Below are 18,417 nucleotides of genomic sequence, written 5' to 3'. Positions count from 1 at the left end.
GTTGTTTATTCAGCCGTCGCAATTTCTTCTTCTACATCATGGTCTTCTAAATTAGCATTTAAAAATTCACTTGTTTCCGATAAATTGAGATTTAATTTCGTTTTTTTGCAGATTTGAATTGTAACATCTTGAACAGAGACATCTAAAACATGTCCCCCTTCTTTTTTATATTCATCAATAAAGTGCAGGTGGTAGCCGGGAACACCGATGCCTGAAGAATATTCTGGCGTATAAAAACCTGCTAGTGTTCCATTTACATCTGAAGATGTAAATGTAGGCTGATCAGCAGCCGCATCTACCATAGAAGGATAGGGCTTCTCTTGCTTTGCAACCGTGCGCGTTTTTACTTCTTTAAACTTTCCGTCAATGCGAACTGCATAGAATAAATTCGGGCTAGGAATAAGCTCGTTCATTAAGGTTTCTAGTTGTTCACGATTCATTTCCTTTTCTACACGATAAGAGATATCTTCATAAAAGGTTGTCATAATGGCAAAAGGTGTTTTTGCATCTTCGCCAATAGGCGCGGCTTTCCCATCAGCAATATGATAAAATTCTCCGTCAAAGGCAATCATTTCACCGTCCAATTGATTAAACGTACCGATGCCGAAATCACCTTTCTTAGCTAAATCCTTGTATGTGACAATACCGTCAAATACTCCGTCTAATAAAGCGATCATGGTGGAAGTTTGGTGAATCGTTAATTTTTCTTTATTGCTCATTCTTTACTCAGTCCTTTCAGTTAATTTGATCTGGCAGTAGCTGTGTATTTAATTTTTCATTATCTTTATAATCTACAGGAACATCGATGATAACTGGGCCTTGTTCACGAAAAGCGCTTGCTAGAGTGTCCGAAAATTCTTCTGGTGAGTTAACTCTAAATCCTTTGGCACCAAAACTTTCAGCAAGCGTAACAAAGTCTACACTGCCAAACTCTACTGCAGATTTTCGGCCATATTTAATCTGCTGTTGAAAGCCAACCATATCGTAGGTTTGATCGTTCCAGATAATGTGAACAATTGGTAAGTTTAATCGAACGGCTGTCTCGAGCTCCATAGCTGAAAATAAAAACCCGCCGTCTCCAGACATGGACAGAACTTTTTTATGGGGGCGAACGAGTGCAGCTGAAATAGCCCAAGGCAAAGCAACACCTAGTGTCTGCATACCGTTGCTGAATAGTAAATGCTGAGGTTCATAGGAACGAAAATAACGAGCCATCCATATGTAATGCGAACCAACGTCACATGTGATGGTAGTATCATCTTCAACAAAGTTCTGCAGAGCTTCAATTAATTGTAGGGGATGAAGGTAAGTGTCATTAGAAAACTCGTACTGATCGTCAGGTTGTTCAAGTTTACTTTTTAGCGTTTTTAAAAAAGAAGCACTTTCTTTTGAACGTATTAAATGTGGGAGTTTATCCGCTAATATGTCAATTGTGCTTGGAATATCCCCTACTAACTCAATTTCCGGCTGATAATGGTGGTCAGCTTGTGCTTGTAAATCATCTAAATGAATAATGCTTCTTTGACTTTCTGAGTTCCAAAGAGAAGGAGGATATTCAACTGGGTCATATCCGATTGTTAAGACGACGTCAGCATGCTTCAATAAGACGTCTCCAGGCTGATTGCGAAAAAGACCTACTCGCCCAAAAAAGTGAGTTTCAAGCTCTCTTGAAACAGCTCCCGCACCTTGGAACGTTTCCACCACAGGAAGGTCATGTTCTGCTATAAGTTGACGGATTGATTCCACTGCTTTAGATTTACTTGCTCTCATACCTAAAAGCAAGACAGGTAGTTTTGCTGTGCGAATAGTGTGTATAGCTTGGGCAACAGCGTCTAAATTGGCAGTCCCAATCGTAGGAGCTTTTAAAACGGATAGAGTGGAAGCTGATGTTTCGCTATCCATTACATCCTGCGGCAAGCTGACAAAAGATGCTCCTGAAGGAGAAGAAACAGCTTCGCGAAAGGCGTCTGTTATCACTTCTGGAACGTTTGCAGCGTCTTCTACCTCAACGCTGAATTTGGCGATAGATTTAAATAGTCCTTCATTATCCATTGATTGATGCGTCTTTTTTAATCGATCTGCTCTTGGAACGGCTCCTGCTAGGGCTACCACTGGGTCACCTTCAGAAGTAGCAGTCACAAGGCCAGTGGCTAAGTTAGCGGCACCTGGACCTGATGTGACAAGGCAAACGCCTGGCGTACCTGTCAGTCTTCCCATAGCAGCTGCCATAAACGCAGCATTTTGTTCATGGCGGCAAACAATTACTTCTGGTCCTTTTTCTTTCAAAACATCAAATACGCCATCAATTTTGGCTCCTGGAATGCCGAAAATATAAGGCACATTCTGACTTGCCAAACTTTCTACTAGTAAGTCAGCGCCTTTTTTTGTTTCGGCAGTATCAGCATTACTCATCATGCATTCTCTCCTTTATGTTTCTTAGATAGGTTTTAAGGCCTACTGATTGAATACCCAATTTGTATGACAACTAACCTAAGGAAAGGAGAAGGTTTTAATTTTCTAAATAAAAAACTTCCCTATTAATTAGGGAAGCAGAGATGTACCTATTGCGAATAAAACATATCTGTTTTATTTGTAGGTTTATGGTACTTGAGGGATAGCAAGTGAAAGTCCAACGCGGCTCTTATTTGGTATGGTTAAAAAGCTTTTGGTAACTAACAATTTTTTGATCTAGCTTTTGACTTAATTTTAAAATCTCACCGTGAGAATAGCTGCTTGTTTTTTTAGCTAATTGGTAAATATCTGATTGTAAGGCTCGAATTTCTTTTTCTAACTGAGGTTGCTTCATTGAAATCCTCTCCAAGTCAGAATACTTCTATCTTCTATGTTTTATCTTTTATCTAATAGTATGAAATTCCTTCATATTTGTAAAATGTTTTTTGTTTTGAAAAATATGACATAGGTGAAGAGCTGCTAACAAGCTTTGTCGAACACTTTTTTTACCTGTTTTCAATAAATATGATATACTGAGACTAGGAAAAATGACAATCTGGAGCGCACGTTCAGTTATTCTTAACAAGCGAATGAATTCTTAGCTTTGACAAGTGCAACTTGTAAGGTGAAGAAATTCATCACATAATCTTATTAGATCTGAACCTTGTTAGCCCGGATGAGGATTTGTCGAAAACGATTCACTAGAGAAAACCTTCGAGACCGCCAACTCGGAGGTTTTTTTATTTTTGTGTATGGGAAGTAAAAAAAAGACATAGACTAATAAAGAAAAAGGTCCCGCACCCATAATCGGCCGTAGTTGATTACACCTTGTCCATTTCTGCAAGGAAGCTGTCTTTTTACTATAGGGAAGTGCCGCCAAACACGATTCCCTAAAGACAATCAGCACACGAGGCTTATGGATGAAGAACCTTTTAGACGATACTTATCGGTGATTACTTATTTTACTACTGGAAAAATAGCAAAATAAGAGCGACTATGGCTCCTAAAAGCTCTACGTAAGCCGTTAGGAGCTGAACATTCTCAGCATCTAGGAAAAATGACTTGAGGATTCGTCTCAGACTATCCACCACCTTTTTCTTCCTTGCGTGAATTCCCAAGGGAAAGAAAGGGGACGACAGTGCTTCTTTATTTTAACAAAAGTAGGAAATGATAAGTAGATTTATTTGAAGTGTAAATTAAAAAAGCATGTAGAATACATGCTTTTTTAATTTGGGTAAATTTCTTTTATGCGTCCGACTTGTCCATCTGTTAAACGGACTTTGATGCCGTGTGGGTGAAAGTTTGAATTGGTCAGAATGTCTTTGACCGTTCCGCGTGTAAGTTTTCCAGAACGCTGATCTGCTTTTAAAACAATGTCGACTTCAATTCCAGGAGCTACGTCTTTTCTATTTTGTCCGTTCATTATACACCTGTTCTCTTTCGCTGATTATTCGTTTTTTTTGTTTGTTGACTCGTCAGCTTTTTGGTTGCTTGATTGGTGCTGCTATTTTGAGCTTTACTTGAAGATTGATTTTTCTTATTAGCAAGCTGCTGTTTGATAGCATCTTGAAGACTAATTTTCTTTTTAAGTTGTTCTGTCATATGGGTTCCTCCTGAATATATACATCATCTGAAAAAACAAAGAAAGTAAGGGAATGAAAAAGCTGACTAGATAGTCAGCTTTTTTTAATTAGAAACAGTGACTTCTTCTACAGGCTGCATAAGTACAGCTTCTTTATCAGGATACGTTTTTTCAATATGATGTTCTCCCCAAGAGCATAATGAATCAAGAATGCTTTTTAAAGACCATCCGTAATCTGTTAAAGAGTATTCTACTCGAGGCGGCATTTCATTGTACATTTTTCTAACAATGATGCCGTCTGCTTCAAGTTCTCGAAGCTGCTGCGTTAATACTTTTTGCGTAACGCGCGGCATAATTCTTTTTAATTCTCCAGGGCGCTTTGTCCCTTTAATTAAGTGGCAAAGAATAACGACTTTCCACTTGCCTCCAATGACTTCTAGTGCCGCTTCCACTGGAATATTATATTTTTTCACGTTAACAACTCTCCTTGTTCTAGAGATAACGGTCAAATGCATGTTTTCGCATTTTTTCTGATGTTTATCATATCACTATAGAGCAAAATTTTCTAGGTGTAAGCATTTTTTTAGAATACCCAATAGTTCATGACTTTAGTATTTACGCTTATTGTAACCTCCAGGTGCCTATATCACTTGAAAGTGCGTACTTTTTCTTTGGTTTTACATCGCTCATAATAACAATTGTTGATGGCGAGTTAGCGAATATATGAAAGGTACCTAAGCTAATTAGCCGTAAGAGAAGCTATTATGAAGAAGTTATCATAACGAACAGGAGGCGTTAAGAAGTGAACACAATTTCACAAACACAACAAAGTAAAAAAAGCGGTGCTTTGCCGCTATTAGCGCTAGCTATTAGCGCCTTTGGAATCGGGACTACAGAGTTTGTTCCAGTAGGTTTATTATCATCGCTTGCAGATGATTTAAATATTTCCATTACACTAGCAGGGTTATTAATTTCAGGATACGCAATGGGAGTTGCATTTGGAGCTCCCGTATTAACAGCTTTAACAAGTAAAATGAGCAGAAAATCACTGTTGATGCTATTGATGGTTATTTTTATCGTAGGAAACTCAGTAGCAGCTTTATCAACAAGCTTTGGGCTGCTGCTTATAGCACGAATTATTACTGCATTTTCACACGGAATTTTCTTTTCTATCGGTGCGACTATCGCTGCTGATTTAGTGCCAGAAGATAAGCGAGCAAGTGCCATTGCTTTAATGTTTACAGGTTTAACAGTTGCAACTGTTACAGGTGTTCCGCTTGGTACATTTATCGGACAAGCTTTCGGCTGGAGAGCAACATTTTGGGGAGTAGCGTTACTTGGGGTTATTGCCATTATTGCAAGTGCTCTTTTAGTGCCTAAAAACTTAAAGGAAGCGCCGCCGGCAAAGTTTAGTGATCAATTGAAAATTTTGAAAAACGGGCCGCTTTTACTATCGTTTGCTATTACCGCCTTAGGATATGGCGGAACGTTTGTAGCTTATACGTATTTAGCACCTATTCTTGAAAAACTAACAGGATACGCACCAAGCGCGGTTAGTATCTTACTGCTGGTATACGGTGTAGCAGTAGCCATCGGAAATACAATCGGAGGAAAAGCTGCGAATAAAAACCCGTTAAAAGCATTATTTTGGATGTTTCTAATTCAAGCAGTTATCTTAGTTATTTTATCGTTTACTGCATCGTTTAAAGTAGCGGGAACGATTACGATTTTTGCCATGGGCTTATTGGCATTTATGAACGTACCTGGACTGCAAGTGCTGGTCGTGAACTTAGCTGAAAAGTATGTTCCTTCAGCAGTGAACGTAGCCTCTGCGCTTAATATTGCTGCATTTAACGTTGGAATTGCTATTGGTTCTTTTGTAGGCGGCCTGATTGTTGATTCGATTGGTCTTGTTCATACTCCTTGGATTGGAGGCGTTATGGTTTTAGGAGCGGTCTTATTAACAGCATGGAGCCGCTCAATAGAAGCAAAAGCAAAATAAAACAAGAGATCATCGCCCTTTGCGATGATCTCTTAGCTATAAAAGGAGAGGAAGTAAATGACTACATTTCAGCATCATAAGGCGTATTGTCGTATGTACAAGGAGAATGAGTTAACGTTAGGGTTGCATATGCCGCTTGAAAATTATCAATATGCCACGCCTACGATGGAGAAACAAGTAGAGCTCACGCAGCTTGCAGAACAATATGGATTTACAAGCTTATGGTTCCGCGATGTCCTTCTTCAAGATCCATCATTTGGCGATCCAGCCACGGGTCAAATTTATGATACGCTTATTTATTTGACTTATCTGGCCAGTCAAACAAAAGAAATTGCTCTTAGTACATCTGCTATTGTGCTGCCTTTGCGCCATCCGCTTCGCGTAGCTAAAGAAATGGCAACCATTGATCAGCTTTTTCCTGAGCGTTTGATTATGGGCGTATCTTCTGGAGACCGTCAAGCAGATTTTCGAGGGTTAGGTATTCCTCATGAAGAAAGAGGAAAGCGATTTGCAGAGGCTTTTCATTATTTAGAAGAAGCGTTAAATAAAGAATTTCCATCTATCCAGTCTGCTTTGGGATCCATTCAAGGAGCAAATGTCGTTCCTAAGCCAACGAAACGTATTCCGACGATGATCACGGGATACAGTCAGCAAAATATGGAGTGGTTTGCACAGTATGGAGACGGCTGGATGTATTATCCTCGTCATCCCCATTTTCAAGCAGAAGCTATTACACAATGGAGGAAACTGGTTGACATCTATTATCCAGGCGTTTTTAAACCTTTTACACAACCTATGCATCTAGATTTGGCAGAAGATCCAAATGAAATGCCAACGCCAATTCGTTTAGGATTTCGAGCAGGTCGTAATACATTAATTGAGCTTCTTTCTGTTTATAAAGAAATAGGAGTTAATCATCTCTTTTTTGCTCTTTTTGATAGCAAGCGTCCGGCTGAAGAAGTTATACATGAGCTTGGCGAAGAAGTGCTTCCGCATTTTCCAGCTCATCTGTAGCTAAAAGTACTTTAGTTGAAGATCCGAACGGGTTAGATTCTTACTGGAGAATCTAACCCGTTCGGATTTTTCCACTGATTTCGTTATGTCTCAATCCCTTTTTATATAGATTTCAAGTTATAGGATATATAAGAAATATGTATTAGAGTTATTGACCCTATGTTCTTTATAATAAAATTATCCATTATCTCCTTGGATGATATAAAGTCGAAAGGAGAAACACGATGAGTGTTGCATTTCTATTTCCAGGCCAAGGCGCACAATATGCTGGTATGCTTCATGATATAAAAAATAAATGGGGATTAGCGACTACGTTTGAAGAAGCAAGTGAGGTTTTAAATCAAGACGTATTATCTTTAGATTCGTCAGAAAAATTAAAATATAATAAAAATGTTCAAATATGTCTTTTTATTGCAGGAGTGGCTGCGGCTAGGTCGTTTAAAAACAAAGGATACTCGCCAGACGTGGTAGGAGGGCATTCTATAGGGGCGTTTGGAGCAGCAGTTGCATCTGAAGTGTTATCTTTTAAAGAAGCTCTTCTTCTTGTGAAAAAAAGAGGGAAACTGATGGAAAATGCTTATCCTGATGGTTATGGTATGGGGGTTGTGATGGGACTGCGTGAACATCAGCTTCTCTCTATTGTACATGAACTATCAACTGATGCAGCTCCTGTGTACGTAGCGAATCTAAATTCTCCCGATCAAATAACGATTTCTGGCACCTTAAAAGCAATCGAGAAAGTTCTTGAAAAAGCATGTAAAAAAGGGGCTAGAAAAACTAAAATGCTTCATGTAACGGTGCCTTCTCACTGTCCTCTTATGGAAGGAGTTTCGAGGGAATTACGAAAAATCATAACGGAAGTGAAAGGAAAGGACCCGTCCGTTCCTTTTATAGGTAACTGTAAAGCTCGGAAATTATGGAAAGCTGCTGATGTTAAGGAAGACTTAGCAGCGAGTGTTGCGATGCCCGTCCGTTGGCATGATACGACGGAAGTTATGTATGAAATGGGCACAAGATTATATATTGAAATGGCTCCAGGAAGAGTGCTAACGGATTTGGCTGCTAAGAGCTTCCCTGAAGCAAGGGCTATTTCGGCAGCCGAATCTACGATGAAAACTTTGCTGATTTTAATGGAAAAAGAAAAAATGTAAGCGTATTAATTTAGAAGTATCAGAAAGGAGCTAGAACATGAGTGGCATAAAAAAAACTTCAAAATCATGGACAACTCGCCGAGATCAAAAAGCAGCTCGCCTTGCGAAAGTAGACCATCTTCTTAAAGAAAAGTTATTGGGTAATGAACACATTATTGAAGCGTTAGAATTGCTTATATCACCCGGAGATAAAGTAGTGCTTGAAGGAGACAATCAAAAGCAAGCATCTTTTTTATCAAAGGCGCTGAATGAAGTAAGCGCTGATAAAATACACGGCCTTCATATGATTATGTCTAGTATTTCACGTCCGGAACATCTCGACATATTTGAAAAAGGAATTGCTGAAAAAATTGATTTTTCGTACGCCGGTGCTCAAAGCCTTCGCGTGTCTCAAATGATTGAAGATGAGACGTTGAAAATGGGAGAAATTCATACATATCTAGAGCTTTACGGACGTCTTTTCATTGATTTAATTCCGAACATTGCCTTAGTGGCTGCTGACAAAGCAGATGCACAAGGTAATTTATATACAGGAGCAAATACGGAAGAAACACCAACCATTATCGAAGCAACCGCGTTTAAGGATGGAATTGTTATTGTGCAGGTAAACGAACTTGTTGAAGAACTTCCGCGAGTTGATATTCCGGCTTCTTGGGTTGATTGTATCGTCGTGGCGGATCAGCCTTATCAATTGGAAGCTTTATTTACGCGAGATCCTCGTCATATTACAGAACTCCAAATTTTAATGGCTATGATGACAATTCGAGGTATCTATGAGCGCCACAGCGTACAATCATTAAATCATGGCATTGGCTTTAATACCGCTGCAATTGAGCTTTTGCTGCCTACTTATGGAGAAAAGTTAGGACTGAAAGGTAAAATATGCAAGCACTGGGCTCTGAATCCTCACCCCACGTTAATTCCGGCTATTGAAAGCGGATGGATTGAGAGCGTGCACTGCTTTGGCGGAGAAGTAGGAATGGAACAATACACAGCAGCGCGTCCAGATGTGTTTTTTACAGGACGCGACGGCAGCCTGCGCTCAAACCGTGCGATGTGTCAAGTGGCTGGTCAATATGCGGTAGATGCTTTTGTAGGATCAACTTTGCAAATAGATGGAGAAGGAAATTCTTCTACCGTCACATCTGGACGTTTGTCAGGGTTTGGCGGAGCGCCTAATATGGGGCATGACCCTAGAGGCCGTCGACATTCTACGCCTGCTTGGTTGGATATGATAAACGAGCAGCACGAACTAGCGAGAGGCAGAAAACTAGTTGTTCAAATGGTTGAAACCTTTCAATCAGGAAATGAGCCTGTTTTTGTGGAGTCTTTGGATGCGATAAAGGTAGCGAAACAAGCAGGCGTAGCTACTGCTCCTGTCATGATTTACGGGGATGATGTGACGCATGTTGTGACGGAAGAAGGAATTGCTTATTTATATAAAGCACAAAGCTTGGACGAAAGAAAAGCAGCGCTTGAAGCAGTAGCAGGGGTAACACCTATAGGCCTTCGATATAACCGAAATAAAGTGGAAAAGATGCGCAGAGATGGCTTAGTGGCTTTTCCCGAAGATTTACAGATTCGCCGTACAGAAGCAAAACGTTCATTATTGGCAGCAAGAAGTGTCGAAGATTTAGTAGAATGGTCCGATGGCTTGTATAATCCGCCTGCTAAATTTAGGAGCTGGTAAGAAATATGCGTATTCAAAGTATTCAAGAAGAGCCAAGACCAGCTGTGTTTTACTCATGTCTAATAGCTAAAATGGCAGTTACCGCTCTGGTTGATGAAGCGGTGCTTACACCTAAGCCTGGGCTTGTAGATGCAGCAACAACTGGATCTCATCAAGATATGAATATTGAGACGCTGTTAACTTCTGCTTATGCTTTACAACCGACCTTTTTACAGATTGCATTATACAGTCAAGGAAAGCAGCCAAGTCAGATGCTAAGGGAAGAAATTGCTCGAATTGGACGCGAGGGCGAACAAATTATGTACGGGGCTACGGATGGTGTTAATACACACAAAGGAGCCATTTGGGCATTAGGCCTACTTGCGTCTGCAACAGCGGTTTGCGGCATTCAAGCATCACCTGCATCCATCACAGAAGCTGCAGGAAAAATTGCTCGTTATGCAGATCGTTTTTGTCCTCTGCATTCATCTAATGGACTTCGTGTGAAAAAACAGTATGGCGCAAAAGGAGCGGCTGGAGAGGCGAAGCAAGGATTTCCTCACGTAATTCATATAGGCTTGCCTGCTTTACATAAAGCTCGCAAGCTAGGCATACATGAAACATCAGCAAGGATTGATACTTTAGTAACACTAATCGCCAACCTTGATGATACGTGTATTTTGCATCGTGCTGGTCCGGTTGTGTTAAAGGAGGTTAAAATGGCGGCATCCAATGTGTTAGAAGCTGGAGGGGTATCTACATCAATGGGAAAACAGCGGCTAGAAGCGTTAAATCATATACTTCTATCATCTAACGCTTCTCCAGGCGGAAGTGCAGATTTGCTGGCTGCTGTATTATTTTTAGATCGAATATCTCTTTTTAAAGAATCGTAAACGTCTGCAGGGAGGAGTGGCTAATGGAAACGTTAGTGTTTAAATACAAAGCCGATCGAAAGTTAACTCAGCGCGCACATGTAGGCGTTGTTGGTTCAGGGGATTTAGAAATTTTAATGGTTCCTTCTGATGAAGAACATGCTCACGTATCAGTACGAACAGGAAGTGAAGGATTTAGTGAAACCTGGAAAGCCGTATTAGACCGGTTCTTTAGTGTTCATACCATTCAAGCGAAAATTGTAATTAATGATTTCGGTGCTACGCCTGGTGTAGTCGCCTTGCGTCTTGCACAAGCTTTGGAGGTGAGTGGAAATGGGAGTGAATAATCAAAGCTTTATTGAGTTAAATGGAAGAGAACGAGCGCAGGCAATCTTAGATCAAGGAACATTCTATGAGCTGCTTGGCCCTTTTGACGGAATCGAATCGCCTCATTTACCTAAGCAAAATATTGTTCCTCAAAGCGACGATGGTGTCATTATAGCAGGTGGGCTGATAGCAGGAGAGCCAGCCGTTGTCATTTCAATAGAAGGAGGGTTTCAAGGGGGAGGCATTGGTGAAGTATCGGGAGCTAAAATTGCAGGAGCTTTAGAACTAGCTCTTAATAATCACAAAAAAGGTGTTCCTGTTAGACCTGTTTTTCTATTCGATACAGGAGGGGTAAGGCTCCAAGAAGCGAATTATGGACTTTTGTCGATATCTGAAATTGGCTCAGCTGTGGTTGCTTTGCGTGAGCATACACCTGTTGTTGGAGTTATTTCAGGAAATGTAGGCTGCTTTGGAGGAATGTCCATCACTGCTTCACTCTTTAGTTATCTCATTATGACAAAAGAAGCAAGGTTTGGCCTTAACGGCCCTGAAGTGATCGAACAAGAAGCAGGAGTTGAAGAGTTTGATGCAAGAGACCGAAGCTTAATCTGGAAAACGATTGGCGGTATTCAACGCTACGAAACCGGGTTTGCAGATACCTTAGCACAGGATGATGTCAAGGCTATTCAGCGAGCGGTTCAAGAGACGTTTCAGAAGAAAGGAAAAGCAACTAGTAAAACAGAACAAGTAGATTTTTACAGACATTTGCTTAGTAAGGTTGATCCTTCAGAAAAACTGGCTCCTGATCAGTTTCAAGAATTGTATAACACAACAAAAAATGAACCTATCCCTTCAACAGTCTCTTACTCGCTTAATGAAGTTCCAGGTAACATGCCCAACAGCCGCGGTCGCGTGTGGATCAACGCCTTAATAAATGATGAAGAAGCAGATTTTGAAATCTCTTCCGTTCTTTATAAAGACGCATTGCTAGGAAGAGAAAAGGTCCGATATATATCGGTTGTACCTAATCCTTATAATCGTTTCTTACGTGCACGGAAAGGGGAAGTAGGACTAGATGAAGGATGGGCAATTGCCAAGCATGTTCGTGAAATAATAAAAGAAGATCGAAATCAATCTCCTCGGCCTATAATCGCCATTGTGGACGTACCGAGTCAAGCGTATGGCTATCATGAAGAACTTCTAGGTATTCACTATGCTTGCGGTGCTGCGGCTGATGCTTATGCAGCAGCGCGCTTAGCAGGTCATCCAGTTATTACGTTAATTGTCGGAAAAGCAATTTCAGGAGCATTTCTGGCTCATGGATACCAATCAAATCGAATTGTGGCTTTAAAAGACGAAGGAGTGAATGTTCACGCCATGTCCAAACAGTCGGCAGCGCGCATTACTAAAAGAAGTATTAAAGAACTTGAAGAAGCTTCAAAGAAAGTCCCGTCCATGGCTTATGATATTGAATCATTTGCCTCACTTGGCGCTTTATATGAGCTGGTTAGCGGTATTCAAGCAGAGCAGCCCACAGAGCGCGACGTTCAAACGATTCAAGATATTTTGACTGGAGCCGTAGAAGATGTACGCCGTGAAGGTGTGTACGATTTAAGCACCCGGCTATACAGTGAGCAAGCAAGGAAGGAAGGGCGAAAAGCTTCTTTATTAGTAAGAGATGAGTTGGAAAAACAATGGAATATATAGCTCATGATTTGCTTCAGTTAAAAGAGGAAGCAATGCTTATCAGTTATACACCTATCCCTGATTGGGTGGAGCATTCTTTAGGGAAGACTCCGTTTGTCGTTGTAAGGCGGGCTGTTCACCGGGATAGCTTGATACCTGTTGGAGTAAGAGGAGAAAGAAGAAATCAGCGTTTTGGAGCATTTGTATCTGAACAGGCCGTTAAACAAAGAATTAGGCCGGAAGATCTCGTTTCTATTTTTCAAAACGGCCACTTTAGAAACATGCCAGCCACAGGTGCTTTAAAAGAAGTTGCTATTATTTTAAAAGATTTTGCGTGGGGACCAACCGGCAGTGTGGGATTCGAATTTGCAAGTGGTGCCGAAGTTGTTACAACAACTAGTGATGTGGATATACTTATTCGCCTTTCTTCTTATTTGTCGGTGGAACAAGCGCAACTGATAGTTAATCAGTTAAAAGAGTGTCCAGTTTCTGTAGATGTACAGGTAGAAACAGAAAAAGGAGCATTTTCTCTGGTGGAATATGCAAGGGGAGAAAAGACGCTGCTTCTGCGTACTGTATATGGACCTTCCTTAGTAAAACTAAATCAATTAGTATAAAAGACGGAAGAGGTATTTGCACCTTTTCCGTCTTTTCTGTCAATACCAGCTTTTTTCCTTGCTTAACAAGCGCTTTGCTTCAAAAAAGAATATTTGAATAAATTTTTTGGTGTTAATGCGAATCGGCAAAATTTTAGAATCTCCCTGTAATTCTTTCATTTTTTTACGAACAGCTGTAAAGTCAAAAAACTTAGAAGCATAATTTTCAAATTTCGGATTTGAAAAGTCTGTTAATCCGATAGAAGCAAAGTGATTTAGTGAGTGAGTAACTGCTCGTCTTATTCGCTGTTCACAAGCTTTGGTTTCGCGATTAATTTCAATGGAAGACGCGTGAGCTCCTAATTTTTTCTCAGCCACATTCACAAAAATATTTTTTAGAGAAGGGAAATGTTTTTCCACACTTTCTCTTTGGTCATAAGTGTACAGAAACTGTAAAATATCCAGTAAATCTTTTGCACCATTTTCTCCTACAATACCTAACTCGGCTAATAAGAATTTACCTACATCGTATAGATGGGCTTGTTTCGTTACCGGCTGGCTTGAAGGGGGAGCGTGATGAGCTGTCGCTAAACTATTCAAGGAGGTTTTAATATCATCGATTGATTTCTCAAGGGAGATTCGTTCCATTACTTTTCGAATAACCGTTAAAATTTCAATTCGGTTAATTGGTTTTGTAATATAGTATTCAATTCCTAATGAGTAGGCTTCTCCTATCAATTCTTTGGATTCCACCTGTGAAATCATAATCATTTTTCCTTTAAATGAATCTTTTAAATGACGGATCGTTTCGATTCCGTCACGTCCTGGCATAAGTAAATCGATAAATAAAATATCAATTTGTTTTAAATTTAACGTAGAGGCATCTAAAAAGCTTCCGTCGACGACTTCTTCTACAACTTCTCCTAAATCCTCATCTTCAATCAGCTGACTGAGCGTTGAACGAATAGCTGAATCGTCATCTGTAATACAAAATCGCATAAACTCATCCTTTCTGAATTAAATTACGAAGGGGGATTTGAATGATAAACGTCATTCCGCTGTCTTCTTGTGTAGCTTTAATCGTACCTTCAAGTTCTTGAACAATATCTTTTACATAAGAAAGACCAATGCCAGTAGAGGGGTTTCCAAATTGATTGTATTTTGAGGTGAAACCAGGTTCAAAGATAGCTTTTTCGTACTTTAAAGGTACTCCAGGACCGTTGTCTTGTACATGAAATTCTACATGTTCAGCTTGTCTATGTACCGATAAAACAATCCTTCCTTCATCTTTAATCGCTTCCACTGCGTTGGCTACCAAGTTATTAATGATCGATAAAATGGTGTAAACGTGGTAGCTGAAATGTTCCCCGTTTACAGAAGAAAAAAAGGTAATTTGTTTGTGAAGAGAATCGGCATATTTTTTGTTGATGCGTACGATCAGCTCGATTAATTCCTCTGCTTTCATATAATTTTGGAAACTTTCATTTGAAATTGTTTTAGATAAGCCCGCAAAAATACGCTGGTTGTCTTTTTTTACTTCGTGAATATCTCCCGCAATCCGAAGCGCTTTTTTACTGAGCGTTTGGTTTAGCACAGAATGATCTTTTTCCTGCTGATTTAATACGCGGTATAAATCGTACGAAGCTTTTGTAATCGCTTCTGTATTATGAAGGGTCTTTTTTAAATGAACGGTTTCTTCATAAAGGCTTGTAATGAGCATTAGCATGTGCTCATTTTGTTTGCGAATTTGACGTTCTCGTGACTGTGATTCATAAATCGTCATCATATTAAAAAAGCTAAGTACAATGAAGCTGTGAGCAAAAGCAATAACGGCCATGTCAGATAATGAATCGACATGGATTGTTGTATGCAAAACTATATACTGCGCAGTTAGTTCCACTACATCAGCAGCAATTTCAATGATGAGTCCAATCACCCCAATTACAATAGCACTATAGTTCATGCGGCTTACTTTAAAAACAAAAAATAAAAGTGCATACGTAAAGTAGAAGAAAAACGTAGGATAATGCGTATGTGCAGAAGCCGCAAATTGAAAATGATCGAGCATGATATAATCGAGCATGATGCGAAAGAGAACGACACTTAAAGCGGTTAACAAGCCCCCGGCTAAAACGGTTTTTCGTTTTAAAAGCAACAGGAAAAAGAAAAATGTAGGAGCTCCAAATGTAATTCGAAATGTTTCATTTAACGGATAAAATTTTAACTCTCCCGCCAGCGGGACAGTAATGAGCATGAGCAATAAAATGTACGGATCTTTTCGAATGAAAGATTTAAAATTCAGATAATTCCACCTCCTGAAGTGATTCGTGAATTAGTATACATTGTGACAGCGTCCAGCACAATGGAGAAGAGTGCCAAAGATAAAAATATAATTACAAAAAGTTTTGTAGGTTTTTGTATGCTCTCGTAGGTTGCATTGTACATTAAAAACGAAAATGAAATCCCGTTTTATGAAAGCGCTTTAAAATAAAAAGTTAATTAAGTGATGAGGTGATTTTAATGAAAAGAGAAATTGAACAGGAAATGTCTTACTTACACGTCACTGCAAAAGAGCAGTTACATGAGTGGGTAGAGCAAATAAAAGAATTTTCTTCAGAAGGAAAAACGGCCGATTACATTCCAGCTCTGAAAGATATGGACTCGTCTCAATTAGGTATTTGTTTGATTGGTGCTGACGGAACTGTTATCCAGTCTGGAGACTATGAATCGGTATTTACTCTTCAAAGTATTTCTAAAGTCATTAGCTTTATAGCAGCTTGCTTATGCTGCGGCATTCCTTATGTGCTAGAGAGAGTGGATGTAGAGCCAACTGGAGATGCATTTAATTCTATTATAAGACTGGAAATGCATAAACCAGGAAAGCCGTTCAATCCTATGATTAACGCGGGTGCTTTAACGGTTTCATCTCTTTTATCTGGGGAGACGGCAAAAGAAAAATTAACCTATTTGTTTGATGTGATAACAATGCTTACCGGGAAAACACCAATCATTAATGAAACGGTCTTTGAATCTGAATGGCAAACGTCTCATCGAAATCGTGCGCTTGCCTACTATTTAAAAGAAACGAACTACTTACAAGGAGAAGTAGAAGAGGTTCTAGAGGTTTACTTAAAGCAGTGCTCAATTGAAGTAACGACTGAAGATATTGCACTGATTGGATTAATTCTGTCATTAGATGGATATCATCCAGTGTTTCACAAACAAGTAATTCCAAAAGAAGTAGCTAAATTAACAAAAGCGCTCATGCTTACATGCGGTATGTATAATGCTTCAGGAAAGTTTGCGGCATTTGTTGGTATGCCAGCTAAAAGCGGTGTATCGGGAGGAATCATGTCATTGGTGCCACCTAATACGAAAAAGCAGTCTCCATTTCCAGACGGATGCGGTATCGGAATATACAGTCCAGCTATTGATGAGTACGGGAATAGCGTAAAAGGCGTTACGCTGCTAAAAAAAATCGCAAAAGAATGGGATTTGAGTATTTTTTAGTCTATTTCCGTACTCTTCATTCGCTTCAATAATATAAACACCAAGAGAAAAAACTTTCATGTTGTGCATTTGTTCTACCAAATTTTTTAATGAGGTGATAGGCATGCAACAAGCAGTCGAAAGTGTGATTAGCGTCATCAATGATTTTTTTTGGTCGAATTTATTAATTATTTTACTTGTATCAATTGGTATTTATTTTACGATTCGCTCTCGTTTTTTGCAGTTTCGCATGTTGAAAGAAATGGTCCTTGTTTTGAAAGAAGGACGAGCGGCTAAAGGTGGAGGAGTCTCTCCGTTTCAAGCTTTTTGCATAAGCATGGCAGCTCGAGTAGGAACGGGAAATATTACAGGGATAGCGATTGCTATTGCACTTGGTGGCCCGGGTGCTGTATTTTGGATGTGGATTATTGCCATTATCGGTTCAGTATCAAGTTTTGTAGAAAGTACACTCGCTCAAATTTATAAAGTAAAAGGATCAAACGGGTTTCGAGGAGGACCCGCTTATTATATGGAAAAAGGGTTAAATAAAAGGTGGATGGGCGGGCTATTTGCTGTACTCATTACACTATCATTTGGCCTAGTGTTTAACGCTGTGCAGTCTAATACGATTACGCTAGCATTTGAGAACTCTTTTGGAACGAGCCGCTTGTTGGTTGGGATTATTATGACAGTTATATTTGCGGTAATTATTTTTGGCGGAATCAAACGCATCGCCAAGATATCGGAATACATCGTGGTCGTATTAGCCGTTTTATACATTGGAATGGCTCTGTTCATTATCTTTAAAAATATCGATCAAATGCCTGCGGTTCTATCTCTAATTGTGAAAAATGCATTTGGATTTGAACAGGCGCTTGGGGGGTCAATTGGTGCAACGTTAATCAACGGAGTAAAGCGCGGACTGTTTTCCAATGAAGCAGGAATGGGAAGTGCTCCCAACGCCGCGGCAACTGCAGTGACGAGCCATCCAGTTAAACAAGGTCTTATCCAAGCATTTGGTGTCTTGACGGATACACTCGTGATTTGTACAAGCACAGCATTTATCGTTCTCTTATCCCCCGCCTATAAGCAGGGACTAAGCGGCATTGAACTAACGCAAGCTTCTCTTAGTACCCATATTGGCTCTTGGGCATCAGGGTTTTTAGCTATCATGGTATTTCTATTTGCTTTTAGTACGTTAATTGGCAATTATTATTATGGAGAAACGAATATTGAGTTTTTAAATTCAAATAAGTTGTGGCTTTGGTCTTATCGTGTAGGTGTTTTAGCGATGGTTATTTTTGGATCGATCGCTCAGCTTCAGCTTGTATGGAATTTGGCAGACTTATTTATGGGGATGATGGTAGTCGTGAACTTGATTGCTATTTTTCTATTATCGAAAGTGGCATTTTCCGCCTTGCATGACTATACTGAGCAAAAAAAGGAAGGGAAAAATCCAGTCTTTTATAGAGATGCGTTAGAAAACAATCAAAATATCGAATGTTGGGAAAGAGAATCTGCTCCGCCCCCTTCTGAAAAAGAGAATATTATCTAAAAAAAGTTCAGCCAATTGGCTGA

General features: G+C 39.7%; 18 protein-coding genes. 10 read left to right on the top strand and 8 right to left on the bottom strand.

The features are described 5' to 3' along the window. Nucleotides 1-5: 5 nt before the first annotated feature. From budA to ACFX4G_RS13840, 6 genes are all read right to left on the bottom strand, one after another. The gene (gene budA, locus ACFX4G_RS13865; protein ID WP_043980365.1) at nt 6-719 is read right to left on the bottom strand and encodes an acetolactate decarboxylase; all 714 of its coding nucleotides are present in this window, start codon (nt 717-719) and stop codon (nt 6-8) included. A 16-nt stretch (nt 720-735) separates the two neighbouring features. After that, complete coding sequence (alsS, locus tag ACFX4G_RS13860; protein ID WP_097824281.1) at nt 736-2,415, bottom strand: acetolactate synthase AlsS; 1,680 nt, start codon at nt 2,413-2,415, stop codon at nt 736-738. Nucleotides 2,416-2,641: 226 nt separating this feature from the next. After that, nucleotides 2,642-2,806: an aspartyl-phosphate phosphatase Spo0E family protein gene (locus ACFX4G_RS13855; RefSeq protein ID WP_014461503.1), complete on the bottom strand. Its 165-nt coding sequence runs from the start codon at nt 2,804-2,806 to the stop codon at nt 2,642-2,644. Between the two features lie 870 nt (nt 2,807-3,676). Further along, on the bottom strand, nt 3,677-3,874 hold the full coding sequence (locus tag ACFX4G_RS13850; protein ID WP_043980363.1) for a YwbE family protein: 198 nt from the start codon (nt 3,872-3,874) through the stop codon (nt 3,677-3,679). Beyond that, nucleotides 3,874-4,053, bottom strand: coding sequence for a hypothetical protein (locus ACFX4G_RS13845; protein ID WP_013055499.1), 180 nt, complete (start codon nt 4,051-4,053; stop codon nt 3,874-3,876). The genes ACFX4G_RS13850 and ACFX4G_RS13845 overlap by 1 nt, the downstream gene beginning before the upstream one ends. A gap of 84 nt (nt 4,054-4,137) precedes the next feature. Then, nucleotides 4,138-4,506: a winged helix-turn-helix transcriptional regulator gene (locus tag ACFX4G_RS13840; RefSeq protein ID WP_013055500.1), complete on the bottom strand. Its 369-nt coding sequence runs from the start codon at nt 4,504-4,506 to the stop codon at nt 4,138-4,140. A 329-nt stretch (nt 4,507-4,835) separates the two neighbouring features. Between ACFX4G_RS13840 and ACFX4G_RS13835 the strand changes: the two genes are divergently transcribed. From ACFX4G_RS13835 to ACFX4G_RS13800, 8 genes are all read left to right on the top strand, one after another. Beyond that, a complete protein-coding gene (locus tag ACFX4G_RS13835) occupies nt 4,836-6,035 on the top strand; it encodes an MFS transporter (RefSeq protein ID WP_162213645.1) in 1,200 nt (399 codons plus the stop codon). 57 nt (nt 6,036-6,092) lie between these two features. Next, nucleotides 6,093-7,049: an LLM class oxidoreductase gene (locus ACFX4G_RS13830; protein ID WP_377575320.1), complete on the top strand. Its 957-nt coding sequence runs from the start codon at nt 6,093-6,095 to the stop codon at nt 7,047-7,049. Nucleotides 7,050-7,273: 224 nt separating this feature from the next. Beyond that, nucleotides 7,274-8,200, top strand: a complete 927-nt coding sequence (gene mdcH, locus ACFX4G_RS13825) for a malonate decarboxylase subunit epsilon (RefSeq protein ID WP_165575540.1) — start codon at nt 7,274-7,276, stop codon at nt 8,198-8,200. A gap of 37 nt (nt 8,201-8,237) precedes the next feature. Continuing rightward, nucleotides 8,238-9,890: a malonate decarboxylase subunit alpha gene (gene mdcA / locus ACFX4G_RS13820; protein WP_377575317.1), complete on the top strand. Its 1,653-nt coding sequence runs from the start codon at nt 8,238-8,240 to the stop codon at nt 9,888-9,890. A 5-nt stretch (nt 9,891-9,895) separates the two neighbouring features. Then, nucleotides 9,896-10,762: a triphosphoribosyl-dephospho-CoA synthase gene (locus tag ACFX4G_RS13815; RefSeq protein ID WP_377575314.1), complete on the top strand. Its 867-nt coding sequence runs from the start codon at nt 9,896-9,898 to the stop codon at nt 10,760-10,762. Between the two features lie 23 nt (nt 10,763-10,785). Then, on the top strand, nt 10,786-11,088 hold the full coding sequence (locus ACFX4G_RS13810; RefSeq protein WP_377575311.1) for a malonate decarboxylase subunit delta: 303 nt from the start codon (nt 10,786-10,788) through the stop codon (nt 11,086-11,088). Next, entirely contained in the window at nt 11,075-12,775 is a 1,701-nt protein-coding gene (mdcD, locus tag ACFX4G_RS13805; RefSeq protein WP_377575308.1) for a biotin-independent malonate decarboxylase subunit beta, read from the top strand. Before ACFX4G_RS13810 ends, mdcD begins: the two co-directional genes overlap by 14 nt. Further along, nucleotides 12,763-13,371 carry a malonate decarboxylase holo-ACP synthase gene (locus ACFX4G_RS13800; RefSeq protein WP_043980350.1) on the top strand — a complete coding sequence of 203 codons (609 nt, stop codon included), beginning with the start codon at nt 12,763-12,765 and terminating at the stop codon, nt 13,369-13,371. Before mdcD ends, ACFX4G_RS13800 begins: the two co-directional genes overlap by 13 nt. Before the next feature lie 39 nt (nt 13,372-13,410). Here ACFX4G_RS13800 and ACFX4G_RS13795 read toward each other — a convergent pair whose 3' ends face one another. Continuing rightward, the gene (locus ACFX4G_RS13795; protein ID WP_043980348.1) at nt 13,411-14,349 is read right to left on the bottom strand and encodes a response regulator; all 939 of its coding nucleotides are present in this window, start codon (nt 14,347-14,349) and stop codon (nt 13,411-13,413) included. A gap of 4 nt (nt 14,350-14,353) precedes the next feature. Next, nucleotides 14,354-15,604, bottom strand: a complete 1,251-nt coding sequence (locus ACFX4G_RS13790; RefSeq protein ID WP_377575445.1) for an ATP-binding protein — start codon at nt 15,602-15,604, stop codon at nt 14,354-14,356. A gap of 266 nt (nt 15,605-15,870) precedes the next feature. Between ACFX4G_RS13790 and ACFX4G_RS13785 the strand changes: the two genes are divergently transcribed. Both ACFX4G_RS13785 and ACFX4G_RS13780 read left to right on the top strand, forming a co-directional pair. Then, nucleotides 15,871-16,860 carry a glutaminase gene (locus ACFX4G_RS13785; RefSeq protein ID WP_377575305.1) on the top strand — a complete coding sequence of 330 codons (990 nt, stop codon included), beginning with the start codon at nt 15,871-15,873 and terminating at the stop codon, nt 16,858-16,860. 103 nt (nt 16,861-16,963) lie between these two features. Next, nucleotides 16,964-18,394, top strand: coding sequence for an alanine/glycine:cation symporter family protein (locus tag ACFX4G_RS13780; protein WP_043980344.1), 1,431 nt, complete (start codon nt 16,964-16,966; stop codon nt 18,392-18,394). Nucleotides 18,395-18,417: the final 23 nt, after the last annotated feature.

Origin of the sequence: Priestia sp. YIM B13486 (genome assembly GCF_042787865.1) — a bacterium.
GTDB classification, from domain to species: Bacteria; Bacillota; Bacilli; order Bacillales; family Bacillaceae_H; genus Priestia; species Priestia megaterium.
Note: the sequence above shows the minus strand (reverse complement) of the source record. Positions and strands in the feature narration are given on the sequence as shown.

Bases quoted from the DNA above. Each gene is read 5' to 3' on its own strand.
- budA (WP_043980365.1), bottom strand. From the start codon at position 719: ATGAGCAATAAAGAAAAATTAACGATTCACCAAACTTCCACCATGATC.
- alsS (WP_097824281.1), bottom strand. From the start codon at position 2,415: ATGATGAGTAATGCTGATACTGCCGAAACAAAAAAAGGCGCTGACTTA.
- ACFX4G_RS13855 (WP_014461503.1), bottom strand. From the start codon at position 2,806: ATGAAGCAACCTCAGTTAGAAAAAGAAATTCGAGCCTTACAATCAGAT.
- ACFX4G_RS13850 (WP_043980363.1), bottom strand. From the start codon at position 3,874: ATGAACGGACAAAATAGAAAAGACGTAGCTCCTGGAATTGAAGTCGAC.
- ACFX4G_RS13845 (WP_013055499.1), bottom strand. From the start codon at position 4,053: ATGACAGAACAACTTAAAAAGAAAATTAGTCTTCAAGATGCTATCAAA.
- ACFX4G_RS13830 (WP_377575320.1), top strand. From the start codon at position 6,093: ATGACTACATTTCAGCATCATAAGGCGTATTGTCGTATGTACAAGGAG.
- mdcH (WP_165575540.1), top strand. From the start codon at position 7,274: ATGAGTGTTGCATTTCTATTTCCAGGCCAAGGCGCACAATATGCTGGT.
- mdcA (WP_377575317.1), top strand. From the start codon at position 8,238: ATGAGTGGCATAAAAAAAACTTCAAAATCATGGACAACTCGCCGAGAT.
- ACFX4G_RS13815 (WP_377575314.1), top strand. From the start codon at position 9,896: ATGCGTATTCAAAGTATTCAAGAAGAGCCAAGACCAGCTGTGTTTTAC.
- ACFX4G_RS13810 (WP_377575311.1), top strand. From the start codon at position 10,786: ATGGAAACGTTAGTGTTTAAATACAAAGCCGATCGAAAGTTAACTCAG.
- mdcD (WP_377575308.1), top strand. From the start codon at position 11,075: ATGGGAGTGAATAATCAAAGCTTTATTGAGTTAAATGGAAGAGAACGA.
- ACFX4G_RS13800 (WP_043980350.1), top strand. From the start codon at position 12,763: ATGGAATATATAGCTCATGATTTGCTTCAGTTAAAAGAGGAAGCAATG.
- ACFX4G_RS13795 (WP_043980348.1), bottom strand. From the start codon at position 14,349: ATGCGATTTTGTATTACAGATGACGATTCAGCTATTCGTTCAACGCTC.
- ACFX4G_RS13790 (WP_377575445.1), bottom strand. From the start codon at position 15,604: ATGCTCATTACTGTCCCGCTGGCGGGAGAGTTAAAATTTTATCCGTTA.
- ACFX4G_RS13785 (WP_377575305.1), top strand. From the start codon at position 15,871: ATGAAAAGAGAAATTGAACAGGAAATGTCTTACTTACACGTCACTGCA.
- ACFX4G_RS13780 (WP_043980344.1), top strand. From the start codon at position 16,964: ATGCAACAAGCAGTCGAAAGTGTGATTAGCGTCATCAATGATTTTTTT.